The sequence below is a fragment of the Pseudomonas sp. YQ_5 genome (assembly GCF_043103305.1).
GTDB classification, from domain to species: Bacteria; Pseudomonadota; Gammaproteobacteria; order Pseudomonadales; family Pseudomonadaceae; genus Aquipseudomonas; species Aquipseudomonas putida_Y.
Genome location: NZ_JBICJS010000121.1, coordinates 1 through 17,486, shown reverse-complemented (window position 1 = coordinate 17,486; position 17,486 = coordinate 1). Strand labels below are relative to the sequence as shown.

The following is a 17,486-nucleotide window of genomic DNA, read 5'->3' as shown; positions in this document are numbered from 1 at the left end:
AATGACTGACTTTGATCGTATCAAGCGTGAGCCTTTTTTGGAGGAGGCAGCCTATCTCGATAATGTTTCTTTTTGGAAGGAGAACTATGTTGAGCGCCAAGCTGAGTCTTTTCTTGAAATTGAGCGTCCTGAATATGTAAATGTCGAGATGTTGAGCTGGAGGTGGTGCTTTCAGTCTATGGAGTTACTCATTGCTCTCTATTCGGGAGGCAAGTCCGTTGAGTCACTTGATTTTTATGTGGATCACATGTTCTCCCAATTTCAACGTCACAAGCAAGCTTATCCGAATTTTAGCTTTAAGCTGTGGGAGCCTGATGCGTATCAATTCACACTCTGGCTTCTATCGTTTGCAGTGCTGTTCAACAAGCCCGGGCGCATCAAGCAAATCGCAGATTATCTGAGTGAAGTCCCTGATGACGGAGAAGATATCCTGTTGCGGCAACTGTTTTCTCGTGTTGGGGTGACTATCCCCGGTAGTACGTTGATTCATGAGCGCCCTTATCATGAACTGCTCAATGCTTTAAATACTGAGAAGGATGAGCAGCAACAGGCAGTGCGTAGTTACCTGAAACAGTGGTATCGGGGCATGCGCAACTGTTATTGGCATGATCGGCACAAAGCACGAAGCGATGCGGGTTTCTTTGGCTACTGGGCATTTGAGGCAGGATTGGTCACTGTGCTGTGGGGCATCGACGATGCACCCTACAGAGACCTTCCTTTTTACCCAAAGGATTTGGTAGACGATGCTCGCAAGCGTCAAGTGATCAAAAGCTTCCCTGAAGGCCTGCAAAGCGCGCCATATTCGGATGCACTTGCCAAGTCGGGTGAAATTTGCCCGCGCACGGGTGTGTGGGTATGTGATGAATGGGCTGTAGGGCCTCAGACATTCATGCAAGGCGTAGAGATGCCGAGCGAAAATGGGCGCTCCGTGGTTTGGCGCCTGGTGAAAGGCTTATAGCGTGCGGGAGGGCCAATGGACCCGTTCGACAGCATCAAGCGCGACCCGTGGATGGTCGAGCAGCATTACCACGCCTCGACCTGTGAAAAAGAGCAGGCGTTCGCCGACCTTGATAACCAGGCATTGCTGGCCGGGCCCGCCGAGCGCAAGCATCATTACCGTGGCCTTAGTCGCGACTGGGCGCACATGGCACTGGAGCTGGCCATCCAGCGCTACTCGGGTGGCGAGCCGATGGAACTGGTGGAGGCCTATGTTGATTACGCGTTCGCCCAGTTCACCCGGCATTTTTCAGCGTACCCGACAACCTGCGAGCAACTGCGCCCCTGGGTGGCGGACGAATACCGGGTTGCCTTGTGGCTGCTGTCGTTGGCCGTGCTGTGCGGTTATCCCGAACGGGTCGGCCAGGTGCTGGGCTGGCTGAACCAGGACGACGAGCGCAGCCCCGACCTGCTGCTGCATCGCCTGTTCCTGCGGCTGGGCAAGGCATACCCGGGTACCTCGCTGCTTCACCCCGAGACCTACGCCGCCTTGCTGGAGAGCCTCGACCTGCGTGGCCCCGCGCAGCATGATGCGCTCTTGCGCTATCTCGAACGGTGGTATGCCAAGGCGCACGGCTGCTATTGGCACGAGCGCCATGCCCGGGCACGGGGTGACCACCTGGGCTACTGGGCATTCGAAGCGGCGCTGGTAGCGTTTTTATGGTCTGTGCCAGGGGATGCTCTGGAGAGTGCCCCACATTTTTTTCCAAAGGCGCTCATCGCAAGGGCGCATTACCGACGACTGGGCAAGCAGTTCCGCGACCCGGAAACCGCCAGGCGCGAGGACACCCCTGGCTGGCCCTCTGGCACCCCTTGCCCATGGCCCGGTCATTACACCTGCGTCGAGCGCAGTGTGGGTGAACAGGTGTTCATGCACCAGACACCCTTCCCCAAGATCGATGGCCAGGTGGTGCACTGGCGGCTGTCGAGGACATTCTGATTGGCGCTGCCGGCATGAGCGCCTGGCGCTTTACATGATTCAGGAGTGGCGACAATGCCTGCCATCGTTCTGCTTGGTCACCCTCACCATTGCCCATTGTGCGGCCCCACCAGCGTCAGCAGCGGCTCCAGCCTGTTCTTCGTCAACGGCAGGGAGGCCGCCAGGGTTGGCGACAGGCTCGGATGTGGGGCGGCGATTACCAGCGGCTCGGCACTGATGATGGATGAAGGAAAGCCGCTTGCCAGGGTTGGCGATGCTACCAGTCATGGCGGCGTCCTGGAAAATGGCGATAACAGTTGGTTGCTCGATTAAGCGAAGTGGGAGCGGTTCAGCCCCCACACGGAAGGGGCAAGCTCAGAGGCTGACGGCTTTGCCATCGGTGCGCGCTTGCGCCAGTAGCAGGTTCAGTTGGGCGACCTGCTGACGCAGCTGGTCCCGTTCGTCTTTAAGTTTACGCAGCTCATCACGGCGCACGGAGACATAGAGGGTCTGGGGTGGAGTTGCTGGCATCAATGTACCCATGAGCACACCTCGCGGTTTTGGCTGGTGACAAGTCAAAGCGTAGACGCTTCACGCGGGGCGCATTCTGAATTCTTTCACCGGGCTTGGGAACTTTTTTGTTTATCGTGGTCTCGCCGTTCGTCGCTGAACCCTCGGGCGGCATGCTGGACTAATCTGAAAAGCTGGACCGTGTCGTCATCCATTTCGAAAGGGAGCATTGGCTCATGCAACTGGGAATCATCGGGCTGGGCCGTATGGGCGGCAATATCGCAAGGCGCCTGATGCGCGCCGGCCACCGCACCGTAGTGCACGACCGCAACCGTGAAGCCATCACCGGCCTGGAGGGCGAAGGCGCCCAGGGCGCGCACGACCTCGGTGCACTGGTGCAAAAGCTGAAAGCGCCGCGCGCGGTATGGGTGATGCTGCCGGCTGGCGACCCCACCGAGCAGACCATCGCCCAGCTGGCCGAATTGCTGGAGCCGGGCGATGCGATCATCGACGGCGGCAACACCTTCTACAAGGACGACATGCGCCGCGCTGCAGAGCTGGCCAAGCGCGGCCTGCATTATCTGGACGTCGGGACTTCCGGCGGCGTGTGGGGCCTTGACCGCGGCTACTGCATGATGATCGGTGGCGAAAAGGACGTTTTCGAGCGCCTGGAACCGCTGTTCAAGGCGCTGGCGCCGGGCGTGGGCGACATCCCGCGTACCCATGGCCGCAACGGCGAGCACCAGCGTGCCGAGCACGGCTACATCCACGCCGGCCCACCCGGCGCCGGGCACTACGTGAAAATGGTGCATAACGGCATCGAGTACGGCCTGATGCAGGCCTATGCCGAAGGCTTCGACCTGCTGCGCAGCAAAGGCGGCAACGAGCTGCCCGAAGACCAGCGCTTCGACCTGAACGTGGCCGAAATTGCCGAAGTGTGGCGACGCGGCAGCGTGGTGACCTCGTGGCTGCTCGACCTCACCGCCGATGCGCTGGTGGCTGACCCGCAGCTGTCGCAATTCAGTGGCTCGGTGTCCGACAGTGGCGAAGGCCGCTGGACCATCGACGCCGCCGTCGAGCAGGCGGTGCCGGTGCCAGTGTTGTCCAGCGCCCTGTTCGCGCGCTTCCGTTCGCGCCAGCAACAGGGCACCTATGGTGACAAGATCCTCTCGGCCATGCGCCTGGGCTTCGGTGGCCACGTCGAGAAGAAAGGCGAATGACTAAACAGACCATTGCGGCCGCCCCTCCTTGTACCCTGTTCCTGTTCGGCGCCAATGGCGACCTGGTCAAGCGCCTGCTGATGCCAGCGCTGTACAACCTCAGCCGCGACGGTTTACTGGACCGTAACCTGCGCATCGTCGGCGTCGACCATAACCCGGCCAGCGCCGAAGCGTTCGCCGCGCGCCTGCACGCGTTCATGGTCGAGCGTGACAAAGGCGGCGAGGGCAGCGCCAAGTGTCTGGACGAGAAGCTTTGGGCCCGTCTGGCCAAGCGCCTGGATTACCAGACGGGCGACTTTCTCGATCCGGCCACCTACCAGGCCCTGGCCAGACGCATCGACAAGACCAGTCACGGCAATGCTATTTTCTACCTGGCCACGTCGCCGCGCTTCTTCCCCGAGGTGGCGCAGCGCCTGGGGCAGGCAGGCCTGTTGGACGAGTCGGCCGGCGGCTTTCGTCGGGTGGTGGTTGAAAAACCGTTCGGCACCGACCTGGCTAGCGCCGAGGCACTCAACGCCTGCCTGCTGAAGGTGATGGGCGAGCGGCAGATCTATCGCATCGACCATTACCTGGGCAAAGAGACGGTGCAGAATATTCTGGTCAGCCGCTTTTCCAACGGCCTGTTCGAATCGTTCTGGAACAATCACTACATCGATCACGTGCAGATCACCGCAGCAGAAACTGTCGGTGTCGAGACTCGGGGTGCCTTCTATGACAGCACCGGCGCTCTGCGCGACATGGTGCCCAACCACCTGTTCCAGTTGCTGGCGATGGTGGCCATGGAGCCGCCGGCCGCGTTCGGCGCCGATGCGGTGCGCGGTGAAAAGGCCAAGGTGGTCGGCGCTATCCGCCCATGGTCGGCAAAAATGGCCCTGAAAAACTCCGTGCGAGGCCAGTACAGCGCCGGCAAGCAGGGGCGCAAGTCGTTGCCAGGCTACCGCCAGGAGCCCAACGTCGCGCCGGACAGCCAGACCGAGACTTACGTGGCGCTGAAGGTGATGATTGATAACTGGCGCTGGGCCGGCGTGCCGTTCTACCTGCGCACCGGCAAGCGCATGAGTGTGCGTGATACCGAGATTGCCATCTGCTTCAAGCCCGCACCGTATGCGCAGTTTCGCGAGTCGGAGCTGGAGCGGCCCAAGCCCAACTACCTGAAAATCCAGATCCAGCCCAATGAAGGCATGTGGTTCGACCTGCAAGCCAAACGGCCCGGGCCAGAGCTGGTGATGGAGAATGTCGAGTTGGGTTTTGCCTACAAGGACTTCTTCAAGATGACCCCGGCCACCGGCTACGAGACGCTGATCTATGACTGCCTGACCGGTGACCAGACCCTGTTCCAGCGGGCAGACAACATCGAGAACGGCTGGCGGGCGGTGCAGCCGTTTCTCGATGCCTGGGCCCAGGGCGGCGAAGTGCATGAGTATTCGGCTGGCGAGGACGGACCTGAGGCCGGCAATGAATTGCTGTCCCGCGACAAGCGGGAGTGGCACCGTTTGGGGTGAGAGGTTTGCAAGCCTGTGCCGGCCCTGTCGCGGGCCAGCACAGGCAACCACACAAAGGAGACCCAATGTCTGCCCACATCGAAGACTACGCCCTGCTGGGCAACTGCCGCAGTGCGGCGCTGGTCAGCCGCGATGGCTCGCTGGACTGGCTGTGCCTGCCACGCTTCGACGCCCCCTCCGTGTTCGCGGCCCTGCTGGGCAACGAAGAAAACGGCCGCTGGCGCCTGGCCCCTTGCGACCCGGTAGTGCACAGCAGCCGCCAATACCTGGGCGACACCCTGGTTTTGGAAACCACCTGGGTGACCGCAAGCGGTCGTGCCCGGGTGCTCGACTTCATGCCCTTGGGCGAGGTCAACTCGGTGGTGCGCATTGTCGAAGGCTTGTCTGGCGAAACCCATTTCGAAATGGACCTGGTCATGCGCTTCGACTACGGCCGCAGCGTGCCCTGGGTGGAACGACTCGACCCACTGACCCTCAGCGCCGTCGCCGGCCCTGATCGGCTGATCCTGTGCAGCACCGTGCCTCCGCAAGCCCGCGACCACCATACCGGCTGCCGCTTTCGCGTCAGCACGGGCCAGCGCCAGGTCTTCAGCCTGCGTCACCAGCCCTCGCACTTGCCGATGCAGCCCGACTGTGAAATCGACGAAGCCCTGGCCAACACCCGCGAGCAATGGCAGGCCTTCGCCGACCGCTGCCCGCAGGTCGGGCCATATTCCGCCCTGGTGCGCCGCTCGCTTCTCACCCTCAAGGCCATGACCTACGCCCCCACCGGCGGTATGGTCGCTGCCGTCACCACTTCGCTGCCCGAGCGTGTGGGTGGCGAGCGCAACTGGGACTACCGCTTCTGTTGGTTGCGCGACGCGACCATGACCCTGCTGGCCTTCATGAACCTTGGCTACTTCGACGAGGCCCAGGCCTGGCGCGAGTGGCTGCTGCGCTCGGTGGCCGGCAACCCCGAGCAGATGCAGATCATGTATGGCCTGGCTGGCGAGCGGGACCTGCAGGAGTTCACCTTGCCGTGGCTGGCCGGTTATGAGCATTCACAGCCGGTGCGGGTGGGCAACGCGGCCTCTGCGCAGACACAGCTGGACATCTATGGCGAACTGGCCGATGCGATGACCCAGGCGATCAAGGGCGGGTTGCCCCGTCACCCGCGCAGCGCCGCCATTTCGCGCTTGATCTTGCCTTATGTCGAGGGTATCTGGCGCGAGCCGGACGAAGGCATCTGGGAGGTGCGTGGCGGCCGGCAGCAGTTCGTGCACTCCAAGGTGATGGCCTGGGTCGCCTTCGACCGCGCCGCAGGGCTGGCCGACACCACGGAAGAAGGCCGCGAGCGCGGGCAGCATTATCGCCAGGTGGCTGACGAGATTCACCGCGACGTGTGCGAGCACGGCCTGGACGCCAGCGGCCGGTTCTTTGTCCAGGCCTATGGTTCGACCGAAATGGACGCCAGCCTGTTGCAGATCGCTCTGACCGGCTTCCTGCCGGCAGATGACCCACGCTTCATGCGTACTCTGGAGCAGATCGAACAGCGCCTGATGAAGAACGGCCTGTTGCTGCGCTATGACAGTGACAGTTGCAGCGACGGCTTGACGCCGGGGGAGGGCACTTTCCTGGTGTGTTCGTTCTGGCTGGCTGACGTTTATGTATTGCTGGGGCGCCAGGCCAAAGCCGAAGCGCTGTACCAATACCTGACCAGCCTGTGCAACGACCTCGGCCTGCTGGCCGAACAGTACGACCCGGCCGGCCGCCGCATGCTCGGCAACTTCCCCCAGGCCTTCAGCCACATAGGCATCATCAACACCGCGCTCAATCTGCACCGCGCACAGTGCCCGGCGCGCGACCGGGCGCGTTGTGGGTAGCGAATGAGTGGGGCGACTGCCTTGACCGGAGTAGACTAGGCCAAACACCCTTCGGCACGGAGCACACATGGGCATTCGCGGTACTGACCGGCAGATCGACAACATCGAGTTCAATGTCAGCGACATTTCACGGAGCAAGGCCTTCTATGGCAGCGTGTTTGGTTGGGCGTTCACCGACTACGGGCCTACCTATACCGAGTTCAGTGATGGCCGGTTGACGGGTGGCTTCACCACGGGTGAGCCGGTGCGTCCGGGTGGGCCCCTGGTTATCTTGTACACCGACGACCTGGCGGCCACGCAGCAGCGGATCGAAGCCGCCGGGGCGAAAATCAGCCGGGCGACCTTTGCCTTTCCCGGCGGGCGGCGCTTTCATTTCATTGACCCGGACGGTTATGAGCTGGCGGTGTGGACGGCCCAAGCCTGATGGCCAATCACAAGATCGAAATCCGCCGACGCAATATCGAAAAAATCCTGCAAGCGGCGGAGAAGGTGTTTGCTGAAAAGGGCTATGGCGCCACCTCCATGGGGGATATCGCCGAGCAGGCTGAGCTGCCACGCTCCAACCTGCATTATTACTTCAGCACCAAGGATGAGTTGTTCCGCGCAGTGCTGCAGGACCTGCTGGATGTGTGGAAGCAGGACGCCCTGTGCTTCGAGAACTTCGACGACCCGCGTGTGGTGCTGACCAGCTACATCCGGGCGAAGATGGGCCATTCGCGCTCGCGGCCGCTGGGCTCGAAAATCTGGGCCGAAGAGATGCTGCATGGGGCGCCGGTGCTGGGGGTTAACCTCGACGAAAGCCTGGTGCCCTGGGCGAAGATGAAAGAAGCCAAGATCCGCTGCTGGGTGGAAGAGGGGCGCATCTTGCCGGTGGAGCCGTCGGCGCTGCTGTACATGATCTGGGCCTCGACCCAGCATTACGCCGACTTCGGCTACCAGGTGCAGTTGCTGAACGGCGGCGAGATGCTGTCGGACATGGCGTTCGAGAGTGCGGTGCAGACGGTGACCAGCGTGATCTTGCGGGGGATCGGGCTGGAGCCGTGAACCGGCGATGGAGGCCGCTGCACGGCCTTCGCGGGCTTGCCCGTTCCCACAGGTTCTGCGCTGTCCTCAGAAACGGCGCAGTCCTGTGGGAGCCGTGAACCCGCGAAGGGCTGCATGGCAGCCCCCCATTGCTTCAACTGGCCTCGCGGTACGGGTTACGCGGATCCTGCGTCCAGTTCAGGTACGGCTTGCCGGTATCCTGTGCCTCCATTTCGATGCAGTTTTCCACCGGGCAGGTGATCTGGCACAGGTTGCAGCCCACGCATTCCTCTTCGATCACACTGTAGGCATGCGTGCCGTCAGCCTTCAGCGTGCTGGCAATCGCCTGGTGCGAGGTGTCCTCACACGCAATGTGGCAGCGCCCGCAGCCGATGCACGCCTCCTGGTCAATGTGCGCCACCGACTTGTAGTTGATGTCCAGGTATTTCCAGTCGGTGGTATGCCCCACCGCCTGCCCGCGGAACGCCTCGATGTTGGGGTGCCCATGCTGGTCCATCCAGCGTGCCAGGCCGTCCTGCATGTCCTCGACGATACGGAAGCCATGCAGCATCGCTGCCGTGCACACCTGCACGGCGCCACTGCCCAGGGCCATGAACTCGGCGGCGTCACGCCAGTTGCCGATGCCGCCAATGCCACAAATCGGCAAGCCACGCGTTTCCGGGTCGCGGGCGATTTCCGCCACCATGTTCAAGGCAATCGGCTTCACTGCCGAACCGCAGTAACCGCCATGGGTGCTCTGGTCTCCGACAATCGGGTGGGCCACCATGCGGTCCAGGTCGACGCTGGTGATCGAGTTGATGGTATTGATCAACGACACGGCATCGGCCCCGCCCCGGTGCGCGGCGCGGGCCGACTGGCGGATATCGGTGATGTTTGGCGTAAGCTTCACGATCACCGGCAGCGCGCAGTACGTCTTGCACCAGCGGGTGACCATTTCCACATATTCCGGCACCTGGCCGACGGCCGCCCCCATGCCGCGTTCCGGCATACCGTGCGGGCAACCGAAGTTCAGCTCGATGCCATCGGCCCCGGTGGCTTCCACCAGCGGCAGGATGAACTTCCACGATTCCTCTATGCACGGCACCATCAGCGACACGATCAATGCGCGGTCGGGCCAGTCCTTCTTTACCTGGGTGATTTCACGCAGGTTGATGTCCAGTGAGCGGTCGGTGATCAACTCGATATTGTTGATCCCCTGTACCTGACGGTTGGGGCCATAGTGCGCCGAGTAGCGCGACGACACGTTGACCGCTGCAGGGTCTTCGCCCAGGGTCTTCCAGACCACGCCGCCCCAGCCGGCCTCGAAGGCGCGGACCACGTTGTAGGCCTTGTCGGTTGGCGGTGCGGAGGCCAGCCAGAAGGGGTTGGGTGCCGTGATGCCGGCAAATACGATAGACAAGTCGGCCATTTACGCTGCCTCCACGTTGAGCATGAGTTGGGCATGGATGGCTTCGGCGGCCAGCTTGCCGTGTTGCACGGCCTGCACGGTAAGGTCCTGGCCCAGCGCGGTGCAGTCGCCGCCTGCGTACACGCCCGGCAGGCTGGTCTGCAGGTTTTCGTCAACGCGGATGCGCTCACCCTCGCGGGCCAGTTGCGCAGCCACCGGGTCATGGAGGCTGGCGTCGTCGAAGCGCTGGCCAATGGCCTTGAAGATCGCGTCCGCAGCCAGCTCAAAGGTTTCGCCGGTATCGCGCAGGCGGCCTTCCGCCAGTTCGGTGCGGGCAAAACGCATGCCGCGGACCTTACCGGCGTCATCCAGCAGCACGGCATCAGGGCGGGCCCAGGTGTGCAGGCGCACCTGGTTGGCCTTGGCGATGTCCTGCTCGTGGCCGGTCGCGCCCATGTCGGCGTGGCCACGGCGATAAACCAGGTTGACGTCGCGGGCCCCCAGACGGCTCATCTGCACGGCCATGTCGATGGCCGTGTTGCCAGCACCGATCACCAGGCAGCGGTCGGCCAACGGTAGCTGGCTCAGGTCATCGGCCTGGCGTAGCTCACGGATGTATTCGGTGGCGGCGAGCACGCCGGGGGCTTCCTCGTCGGGCAGGCCTAGCTGGCGCACGGCGTTCAGGCCGAGGCCCAGGAACACCGCGTCGTACTGATCGCGCAGCTCGCCCAGGCTGAGGTTGCCACCCAGGCGCTGGCCATGGTGGACTTCGATACCGCCAATGCCCAACAAGAAATCCACTTCACGCTGGGCATAGTCGTCTACCAGCTTGTAGCGGGCGATGCCGTACTCGTTGAGGCCGCCGGCTTTGTCGCAGGCCTCGAACACCACCACGTCATGCCCGTGCATGGCCAGGCGGTGGGCGCAGGACAGCCCTGCCGGGCCGGCGCCGACCACGGCGATACGCTTGCCGGTGGCTGCCGAGCGCTTGAACGGGTGTGCGCTGAACTGGGCGTTGTCCAGGGCGTAACGCTGCAGCAGGCCGATCAGCACCGGTGCGCATTCCTGGGCGTTATTGCGCACGCAGGCTTGCTGGCAGAGGATTTCGGTGGGGCACACGCGGGCGCAACTACCGCCAAGAATGTTGGCCGAAAGAATGCGCTCGGCAGCACCTTGCAGGTTCTCGTCACTGATGCGGTGTATGAACGAGGGAATGTCAATCTCGCTAGGGCAAGCGTTGACGCAAGGGGCGTCGTAGCAGTACAGGCAGCGTGCACTTTCCAGGGCGGCCTGGCGCGCGGTGAGGGGTGGGGCCAGATCGCTGAAGCGCTCGGCCAACTGGTCGGCGCCGGCCCGGGGGCGCGGCAAATGGTTCAGGGCGTCGATCACGGTTGTAGCCTCTCTATTTTTATGGTGCAGGCGACAGGTATTGCGGTGGATTCTGGGGGCGCTGCGCGGCCCATCTCGACGCGAGGCCGCTCTCACAGGCGATCGCGGTCCTTGTGGGAGCGGCCTTGTGTCGCGATGGACTGCACAGCAGCCCCAATGGCTTCAGCGCTGAACTGGCATCGGCCGCTGATGCTCGGCCCGGCGCCCCAGCACCTCATACACTGACGGGTACGCCGGCCGTTCCACATAGCGCCCCGCGCCCGGTTCGGCACGCAGGTCGCCATCGGCCCAGAGCACCTTGCCCTGGCTGATCGTGTGGCTTGGGATGCCGCGCACGGTTCGGCCTTCGAAAATGTTGAAGTCCACCTGCTGGTGGTGGGTTTGGGCGGAGATGGTGCGGGTGCCCTGCGGGTCCCACAGCACCAGGTCGGCATCGGCACCCACGCGGATAGCGCCCTTGCGCGGGAACAGGTTGAAGATTTTCGCCGTATTGGTAGAGGTCAGCGCGACGAATTCGTGCATCGACAGGCGCCCGCTGTTGACCCCGGCATCCCACAGTACCGCCATGCGGTCTTCGATGCCGGCGGTGCCGTTGGGGATGCGGCTGAAGTCGTCGCGGCCCATGGCTTTCTGCTCGGCGCAGAAGCAGCAGTGGTCGGTGGCGGTGGTGTGCAGGTTGCCCGACTGCAAGCCGCGCCACAGCGCTTCCTGGTGCTCGCGTGGGCGGAACGGCGGGCTCATTACATAACCGGCTGCGGTGGCCCAGTCCGGGTCACGGTAGACGCTGTCATCCAGCAGCAGGTGGCCGGGCAGCACCTCGCCATACACCGGCTGGCCCTTGCCTCGGGCATAGGCGATTTCATCCAGTGCCTCGCGGCTGGAAATGTGCACCAGGTACAACGGCGTGCCGAGGGTTTCGGCAATGCGGATGGCGCGGCTGGCTGCTTCGCCTTCAACCTGCGAGGGGCGTGACAGCGGGTGGGCTTCCGGCCCGGTCATGCCCTGGGCGAGCAGTTTTTTCTGCAGGTGGTACACCAGCTCGCCGTTCTCGGCATGCACGGTGGGCACCGCGCCCAGTTGCAGGCAGCGCTCGAAGCTGGCCACCAAGGTATCGTCGGCGGCCATGATCGCATTCTTGTAGGCCATGAAATGCTTGAAGCTGTTCACCCCGTGCTTGGCCACCAGCTCGCCCATCTCTTCGGCCACCTGCTCGCTCCACCAGGTGATGGCGACGTGGAAGCCATAGTCGCTGGCGCTTTTCTGCGCCCAGCCACGCCAGGTGTGGAAGGCCTCCAGCAACGACTGCTGCGGGTTGGGTATGACGAAGTCGATGATCGAAGTGGTGCCGCCTGCCAGGCCCGCAGCGGTGCCGCTGAAGAAGTCCTCGCTGGCTACAGTGCCCATGAACGGCAACTGCATGTGGGTGTGCGGGTCGATGCCGCCGGGCATCAGGTACTGGCCGCTGCCGTCGAGGATCTCGCAGTCGGTGGGTGGTTCGAGGTTTTGCCCGATGGCACGGATCAGGCCATCGGCACACAGGACATCGGCGGGGTAACTCTCTTCGTGGGTAACCACGGTGGCGCCACGGATCAACAGGGACATGCCGTTTTCCTCGCAGGCTGACCGGTCTTGGCCGGTTCTTTGCATTGTCATGGATGCCAGGGCGGGCAGGGCGGTCAATCCTGTCAGACCTGACAAGATTCGAGGCTAGATGCTGATTCTGGATTCAGCAAGAAAATTTTCCCATTAATTTTGTGGTTTTTAACTAATTGATATTAAAGGGATAAATTAAGTGTGCATGCGGAGGCAGGGGCTTTAAGGGTATTTGACTGGCTTGACAAGATGAAAATCTGGTCGAGATTTCTATGCACATTCAGCGTGCGAACTCCGGTCATCGAATCAGCCTGATGAGCGAAAAATAGAAGAAAAAACTGGAGAAGGGCCTATGCAACAGAGCAGATCGGAAGTGGTCGAGCAAGATGGCCTGTTCGAGCTGTCCGAGGGCAGCGATGTCCTCGACAGCCCGCGCTACAACCCCGACATAGCACCGACCAAGGTGCACCAGCGCACCTGGAACAAATGGCACATCACCGCCCTGTGGGTGGGCATGTCCATCTGCGTACCCACCTACACTCTCGGCGGCGTGCTCACCGCCTACTTCGGCCTCAGCGTTGGCGAAGCGCTGCTGGCGATTCTGCTGGCCAACGTTATCGTGCTGATACCGCTTACCCTCAATGCCTTTCCCGGTACCAAGTACGGCATCCCGTTTCCGGTGCTGCTGCGTTCGTCGTTCGGCATTCTCGGCTCCAACGTACCGTGCCTGATCCGCGCGGTGGTGGCCTGTGGTTGGTTCGGTATCCAGACCATGTTTGGCGGGCTGGCCATTCACCTGTTCCTCGGTTCGGTGTTCGACGGCTGGAAGGCGCTGGGCGGGACGGGCGAGGTGATTGGCTTCATGATCTTCTGGTGCCTGAACCTGTGGGTGGTACTGCGCGGCGCCGAGTCGATCAAGTGGCTGGAAACGCTGTCGGCACCGCTACTGGTGGCAGTGGGCATCGGTCTGCTGTTCTGGGCCTTGCCACACATGTCGATGACCGAACTGCTGGCCCAGCCGCCCAAGCGCCCGGAAGGGGCGAGCGTGGTCAGTTACTTCTGCGCAGGGCTCACGGCCATGGTCGGCTTCTGGGCCACATTGTCACTGAACATTCCCGACTTCAGCCGCTACGCCCGCAGCCAGAAGGACCAGATTCTCGGGCAGATCTTCGGCCTGCCGCTGACCATGTTCCTGTTCGCTGCGCTGGGAGTGGTACTGACCGCCGCGTCGGCATCACTGGTGGGCGAGACGGTGTCCGACCCGGTCAGCTTGATCGGCAAGATTCAAAGCCCGTTCTGGGTGGCCCTGGCCATGGCGCTGATCGTGATCGCCACGCTGTCGACCAACACTGCAGCAAACATCGTGTCGCCGACCAATGACTTCCAGAACATTGCCCCACGCCTGATCGGGCGAAGCCGCGCGATATGGCTGACCGGCTTTATCGGCCTGGCGCTGATGGGTCATGAGCTGCTGAAGAAGCTGGGCCTGATTGTCTCCGACCTTAGCCTGGAGAGCGTGTACTCCAACTGGCTGCTGGGCTATTCCAGCTTGTTGGGGCCCATTGCCGGCATCATGGCGGTGGACTACTTCCTGATCCGCCGGCAGAAGCTGGACCTGGCCGGGCTATACCGCGACGACGTGTATCCCGCGTGGAACTGGGCCGGTTTTGCCGCCTTCGCCTTGCCAGTAGGGCTGACGGTAATGGCGATTGGCAACAGCAGTTTCAGCTGGTTCTACGACTATGGCTGGTTCACCGGCTCGTTGCTGGGCGGTGCACTGTACTACGTGCTTGGCGGTATGGCGGTACGCAGTCCTGTGGTAGCGGGCGTGCCCGCCAAGCGCCCTGAACAGACAACAAAAAAAGCCTGAAGGAGAAACCCGTGACCCCCGTCAAAGAGATCCTGAAGACCAACGCCCATCACGTCGACAGTACCCGCCTGTGGCAATCGCTGATGGACCTGGCCCGGCTCGGCGCCACCGCCAAGGGCGGTGTCTGCCGCCTGGCCTTGACCGACCTCGACCGCCAGGCCCGCGATCTGTTCGTGCAGTGGTGCGAGGCGGCCGGTTGCTCGGTCAGCATCGACGCCGTCGGCAACATATTCGCCCGCCGCCCGGGCCGTAACCCCAAGCTGCCGCCGGTGATGACCGGCAGCCATATCGACACCCAGCCCACCGGCGGCAAGTTCGATGGCTGCTTCGGGGTGATGGCCGGGTTGGAGGTGATCCGCACCCTCAACGACCTGGGCGTGGAAACCGAAGCGCCGCTCGAAGTGGTGGTGTGGACCAACGAAGAAGGTTCGCGTTTTGCGCCGTGCATGATGGGTTCAGGGGTGTTCGCCAGTAAGTTCACCCTGGAAGAAACCCTGGCCAAGCGCGATGCCCAGGGCGTCAGCGTTGGCGAAGCGTTGAACACCATTGGCTACGCCGGTTCGCGTGCGGTGTCGGGGCACCCGGTGGGGGCGTATTTCGAAGCGCATATCGAGCAGGGGCCTATCCTTGAGGACCAGGCCAAGACCATCGGCGTGGTCCTCGGCGCCTTGGGCCAGAAGTGGTTCGACCTGACCCTGCGGGGTGTTGAAGCCCATGCCGGCCCTACGCCCATGCACCTGCGCAAGGACGCCCTGGTGGGCGCAGCCGCTGTGGTGGAGGCGGTCAACCGCACGGCACTTGCCCACCAGCCCCACGCCTGCGGCACGGTGGGTTGCCTTCAGGCGTACCCGGGCTCGCGTAACGTGATCCCGGGCGAAGTGCGCATGACCCTGGACTTCCGCCACCTTGAGGGCGAGCAGTTGAATGCGATGATTGCCGATGTGCGCGAGGTGATCGAGGCGACCTGTACCAAGCATGGCCTGAGCCATGAGCTGGTGCCCACGGCCGACTTCCCGGCGCTTTACTTCGACAAAGGCTGTGTCGACGCCGTACGCGAATCGGCCAAGGCGTTGGGCCTGCCGCACATGGACATCGTCAGTGGAGCGGGGCATGACGCCATCTTCCTGGCCGAGCTGGGGCCGGCGGGGATGATTTTCGTGCCGTGCGAAAACGGCATCAGCCATAACGAAATCGAGAACGCCACGCCTGATGACCTGGCGGCAGGCTGCGCGGTGCTGTTACGGGCGATGCTGGCGGCGTCGGAGGCAATTGCCAGCGGGCGGCTGGCGGCCTAACCACTGGCCTCAAGACAGCCGTCGCGGCCAAGGTGATAGCGCTGCAGGTCCTGCGCCAGGGTCAACTGTCCGCTGTAATGGGCGAGGGCCTCGTCGCGCACGTTGTCGATGTGCGGGCTGCGCCGTGGATCGTTCTGGTAGCGGGCGCTGAAATGCGTCAGTACCAGGTTGCGCACGCCAGCGGCCTCGGCAAGGCGTGCCACCTCAGCGGCGGTGCTGTGGCCGAACGTGCCCCCGGTGCGTTCGGCCACCGCCTGGGTGAAGGTGGCTTCGTGCACCAGTACATCCGCACCCTTGGCAACGGCTGCCAGCAGTTCTGGTTTGTCGTTGTCCCCGCACACGATCACCCGCCGTGGCGGGCGCGAAGGCCGCAGGTAGTCATTGCCGTTCAGCAGCTGCCCGTTGCACGTCACGGTCAACCCCTTGGCCAGCTCACCCCACAGCGGACCACGCGGTATGCCCTCGGCGTCCAGGCGCTGGATGTCCAGGCGTGGCTCCGGGTTGGTTTCGATGAATACGAAACCCACGCTGGGCACCCGGTGCGACAGTTGCACGGTGGTCACCTGCAGGTTCTCGCTGCGCCATTCGCTCAACGCTTCCACGGGCAACAGGTGCAGCTCGAACGGCAGGAAGGTGTCGCTGGCAAGCAGGCCCTGGCGTACCCAGTCGTGCAGTGCGGCGGGCAGGATCACTTCCAGCGGCTGGGTGCGCCCGCTCATGCCCGCGCTGGCCAACAGGCCGGGCAGGCCGAAGCAATGGTCACCATGCACGTGGGTGATGAAGATCGCGCGCAGGTCACGGACCGAAAGTGGGGTGTGTAGCAGCCGGTGCTGGGTGCCTTCGCCACAATCGACCAGATACCAGTGGCTGCCACTGGCTTCGATCACGGCTGTGGCGCTGACATTGCGTGCCTTGGTGGGCACCCCGGCGGAGGTGCCGAGGAACAGCAGGTCCATGCTCAGGGTCCTGTTTCAGGCCGGAAGCGGCCAAGGTGATACGGGGCACACACCTTAGCCGGATTGCCGCCCGCCGTCGACGGTCTGCTAGTTGGCCTGTCGCCAGATGAGCTTGCTGGTGTCATAACCTTGCTCCCGGGCGATTGTCAGCAGTTGCTCGCGCTGCTGGTCGGTGACTGCTGGCGTGCGCGAAAGCAGCCACAGGTACTCCCGGTTGGGGTGGCCGACCAGTGCCACGCGGTAGTCCTTGTCGTGGTACAGCACCCAGTACTCGCCCTTGGTCAGGCCCGGTGCCAGGCGGCTGAACCAGTTGTCGAAGCGCACCCAGAGCTTGTCGGTGCTGCCTGGCTGCTGGAGTTCGGCAATACCCTTGGCTTCATTCCAATGGCCGTCCTTTTCCTGGCAGCGGTTGGTGACGTCGATACGGCCGTCCTCGCGCAAGCCGTAGCGCGCCTCGGACTTCACGCAGTTGCGTTGGAAGAACATCGGCAGCCGCGCCAGTTCGTACCAGGTACCCTGGTAGCGTTGCAGGTCCACCTGCTGCGTACGCGGCGGTGCCGGGTGATCGTTGCCGGCGCAGCCGAGCAGGGCCAGGGTCATGCAGGAAAGCAGCAGTGTCGTGCGCAGCGCCATGGGTGACCTCCTTGGAGTGGATGGGGCTTACTTGGGGTTTGATGCGTTCGCGGGGCAAAAGTTGTATGGGAGTGGGGCATGTCATTAAATTGCATTGTGGCTGCGGGGGCATGTCTCAAGAGTCATTTCGACCGTGAGATCGAGCGCCGCCCGCGCGGCGCATCGCGAGCTGCGCTCGCTCCTACGTTTGTTTCGGGCCAATTATTCCTGGGGCAGAGGCGCGCGCCCGCCTTGGTGTCCGCCTCGATATTGTGTGGAACAAACAAGGCGGTCGCGCGCGCTGGTGCAGGCAATACTGGCCCGAAGCAAA

At 63.0% G+C, this 17,486-nt stretch carries 16 protein-coding genes; 10 read left to right on the top strand and 6 right to left on the bottom strand.

Annotated elements, in window-relative coordinates; translation table 11 throughout:
- Position 1: 1 nt before the first annotated feature.
- Genes ACF8EA_RS25940 through ACF8EA_RS25930 form a run of 3 tightly spaced genes read left to right on the top strand, consistent with a single transcriptional unit; the run spans position 2 to position 2,248 of the window.
- Positions 2 to 958, top strand: a complete 957-nt coding sequence (locus tag ACF8EA_RS25940) for a PoNe immunity protein domain-containing protein (RefSeq protein ID WP_392523738.1) — start codon at positions 2 to 4, stop codon at positions 956 to 958.
- Positions 959 to 973: 15 nt separating this feature from the next.
- Positions 974 to 1,936 (top strand): PoNe immunity protein domain-containing protein, encoded by a 963-nt coding sequence (locus ACF8EA_RS25935; RefSeq protein ID WP_392523736.1) that lies wholly within the window; start codon positions 974 to 976, stop codon positions 1,934 to 1,936.
- A gap of 54 nt (positions 1,937 to 1,990) precedes the next feature.
- Positions 1,991 to 2,248: a PAAR domain-containing protein gene (locus ACF8EA_RS25930; protein WP_392523735.1), complete on the top strand. Its 258-nt coding sequence runs from the start codon at positions 1,991 to 1,993 to the stop codon at positions 2,246 to 2,248.
- A 42-nt stretch (positions 2,249 to 2,290) separates the two neighbouring features.
- Here ACF8EA_RS25930 and ACF8EA_RS25925 read toward each other — a convergent pair whose 3' ends face one another.
- Positions 2,291 to 2,458, bottom strand: coding sequence for a DUF6026 family protein (locus ACF8EA_RS25925; RefSeq protein ID WP_014860810.1), 168 nt, complete (start codon positions 2,456 to 2,458; stop codon positions 2,291 to 2,293).
- A 203-nt stretch (positions 2,459 to 2,661) separates the two neighbouring features.
- On the opposite strand from ACF8EA_RS25925, the gene gnd reads away from it, so the two are divergent.
- The 5 genes from gnd to ACF8EA_RS25900 all read left to right on the top strand — a co-directional run bounded on the left by gnd (position 2,662) and on the right by ACF8EA_RS25900 (position 8,053).
- Positions 2,662 to 3,645, top strand: coding sequence for a phosphogluconate dehydrogenase (NAD(+)-dependent, decarboxylating) (gnd, locus tag ACF8EA_RS25920; RefSeq protein WP_392523733.1), 984 nt, complete (start codon positions 2,662 to 2,664; stop codon positions 3,643 to 3,645).
- Positions 3,642 to 5,147: a glucose-6-phosphate dehydrogenase gene (gene zwf, locus ACF8EA_RS25915; protein WP_392523732.1), complete on the top strand. Its 1,506-nt coding sequence runs from the start codon at positions 3,642 to 3,644 to the stop codon at positions 5,145 to 5,147. Before gnd ends, zwf begins: the two co-directional genes overlap by 4 nt.
- Positions 5,148 to 5,212: 65 nt before the next feature.
- Positions 5,213 to 7,009 carry a glycoside hydrolase family 15 protein gene (locus ACF8EA_RS25910; RefSeq protein WP_392523730.1) on the top strand — a complete coding sequence of 599 codons (1,797 nt, stop codon included), beginning with the start codon at positions 5,213 to 5,215 and terminating at the stop codon, positions 7,007 to 7,009.
- A 67-nt stretch (positions 7,010 to 7,076) separates the two neighbouring features.
- On the top strand, positions 7,077 to 7,433 hold the full coding sequence (locus tag ACF8EA_RS25905) for a VOC family protein (RefSeq protein WP_021782130.1): 357 nt from the start codon (positions 7,077 to 7,079) through the stop codon (positions 7,431 to 7,433).
- Positions 7,433 to 8,053: a TetR/AcrR family transcriptional regulator gene (locus tag ACF8EA_RS25900; protein ID WP_028697673.1), complete on the top strand. Its 621-nt coding sequence runs from the start codon at positions 7,433 to 7,435 to the stop codon at positions 8,051 to 8,053. Before ACF8EA_RS25905 ends, ACF8EA_RS25900 begins: the two co-directional genes overlap by 1 nt.
- 133 nt (positions 8,054 to 8,186) lie before the next feature.
- On the opposite strand, the gene preA is transcribed toward ACF8EA_RS25900, so the two are convergent.
- From preA to hydA, 3 genes are all read right to left on the bottom strand, one after another.
- On the bottom strand, positions 8,187 to 9,461 hold the full coding sequence (gene preA, locus ACF8EA_RS25895) for an NAD-dependent dihydropyrimidine dehydrogenase subunit PreA (protein WP_392523729.1): 1,275 nt from the start codon (positions 9,459 to 9,461) through the stop codon (positions 8,187 to 8,189).
- On the bottom strand, positions 9,462 to 10,829 hold the full coding sequence (locus tag ACF8EA_RS25890; RefSeq protein WP_392523727.1) for an NAD(P)-dependent oxidoreductase: 1,368 nt from the start codon (positions 10,827 to 10,829) through the stop codon (positions 9,462 to 9,464).
- A gap of 162 nt (positions 10,830 to 10,991) precedes the next feature.
- Entirely contained in the window at positions 10,992 to 12,431 is a 1,440-nt protein-coding gene (gene hydA, locus ACF8EA_RS25885; protein WP_103462312.1) for a dihydropyrimidinase, read from the bottom strand.
- Positions 12,432 to 12,774: 343 nt separating this feature from the next.
- On the opposite strand from hydA, the gene ACF8EA_RS25880 reads away from it, so the two are divergent.
- Positions 12,775 to 14,292, top strand: a complete 1,518-nt coding sequence (locus ACF8EA_RS25880; RefSeq protein WP_028697670.1) for an NCS1 family nucleobase:cation symporter-1 — start codon at positions 12,775 to 12,777, stop codon at positions 14,290 to 14,292.
- Between the two features lie 11 nt (positions 14,293 to 14,303).
- A complete protein-coding gene (locus tag ACF8EA_RS25875; protein ID WP_021782135.1) occupies positions 14,304 to 15,587 on the top strand; it encodes a Zn-dependent hydrolase in 1,284 nt (427 codons plus the stop codon).
- On the opposite strand, the gene ACF8EA_RS25870 is transcribed toward ACF8EA_RS25875, so the two are convergent.
- Positions 15,584 to 16,543, bottom strand: coding sequence for a ribonuclease Z (locus tag ACF8EA_RS25870; RefSeq protein WP_392523725.1), 960 nt, complete (start codon positions 16,541 to 16,543; stop codon positions 15,584 to 15,586). The two genes, ACF8EA_RS25875 and ACF8EA_RS25870, sit on opposite strands and share 4 nt — an antisense overlap.
- Positions 16,544 to 16,630: 87 nt before the next feature.
- Entirely contained in the window at positions 16,631 to 17,176 is a 546-nt protein-coding gene (locus ACF8EA_RS25865) for a lipocalin family protein (protein WP_392523723.1), read from the bottom strand.
- Between the last annotated feature and the right edge of the window lie 310 nt (positions 17,177 to 17,486).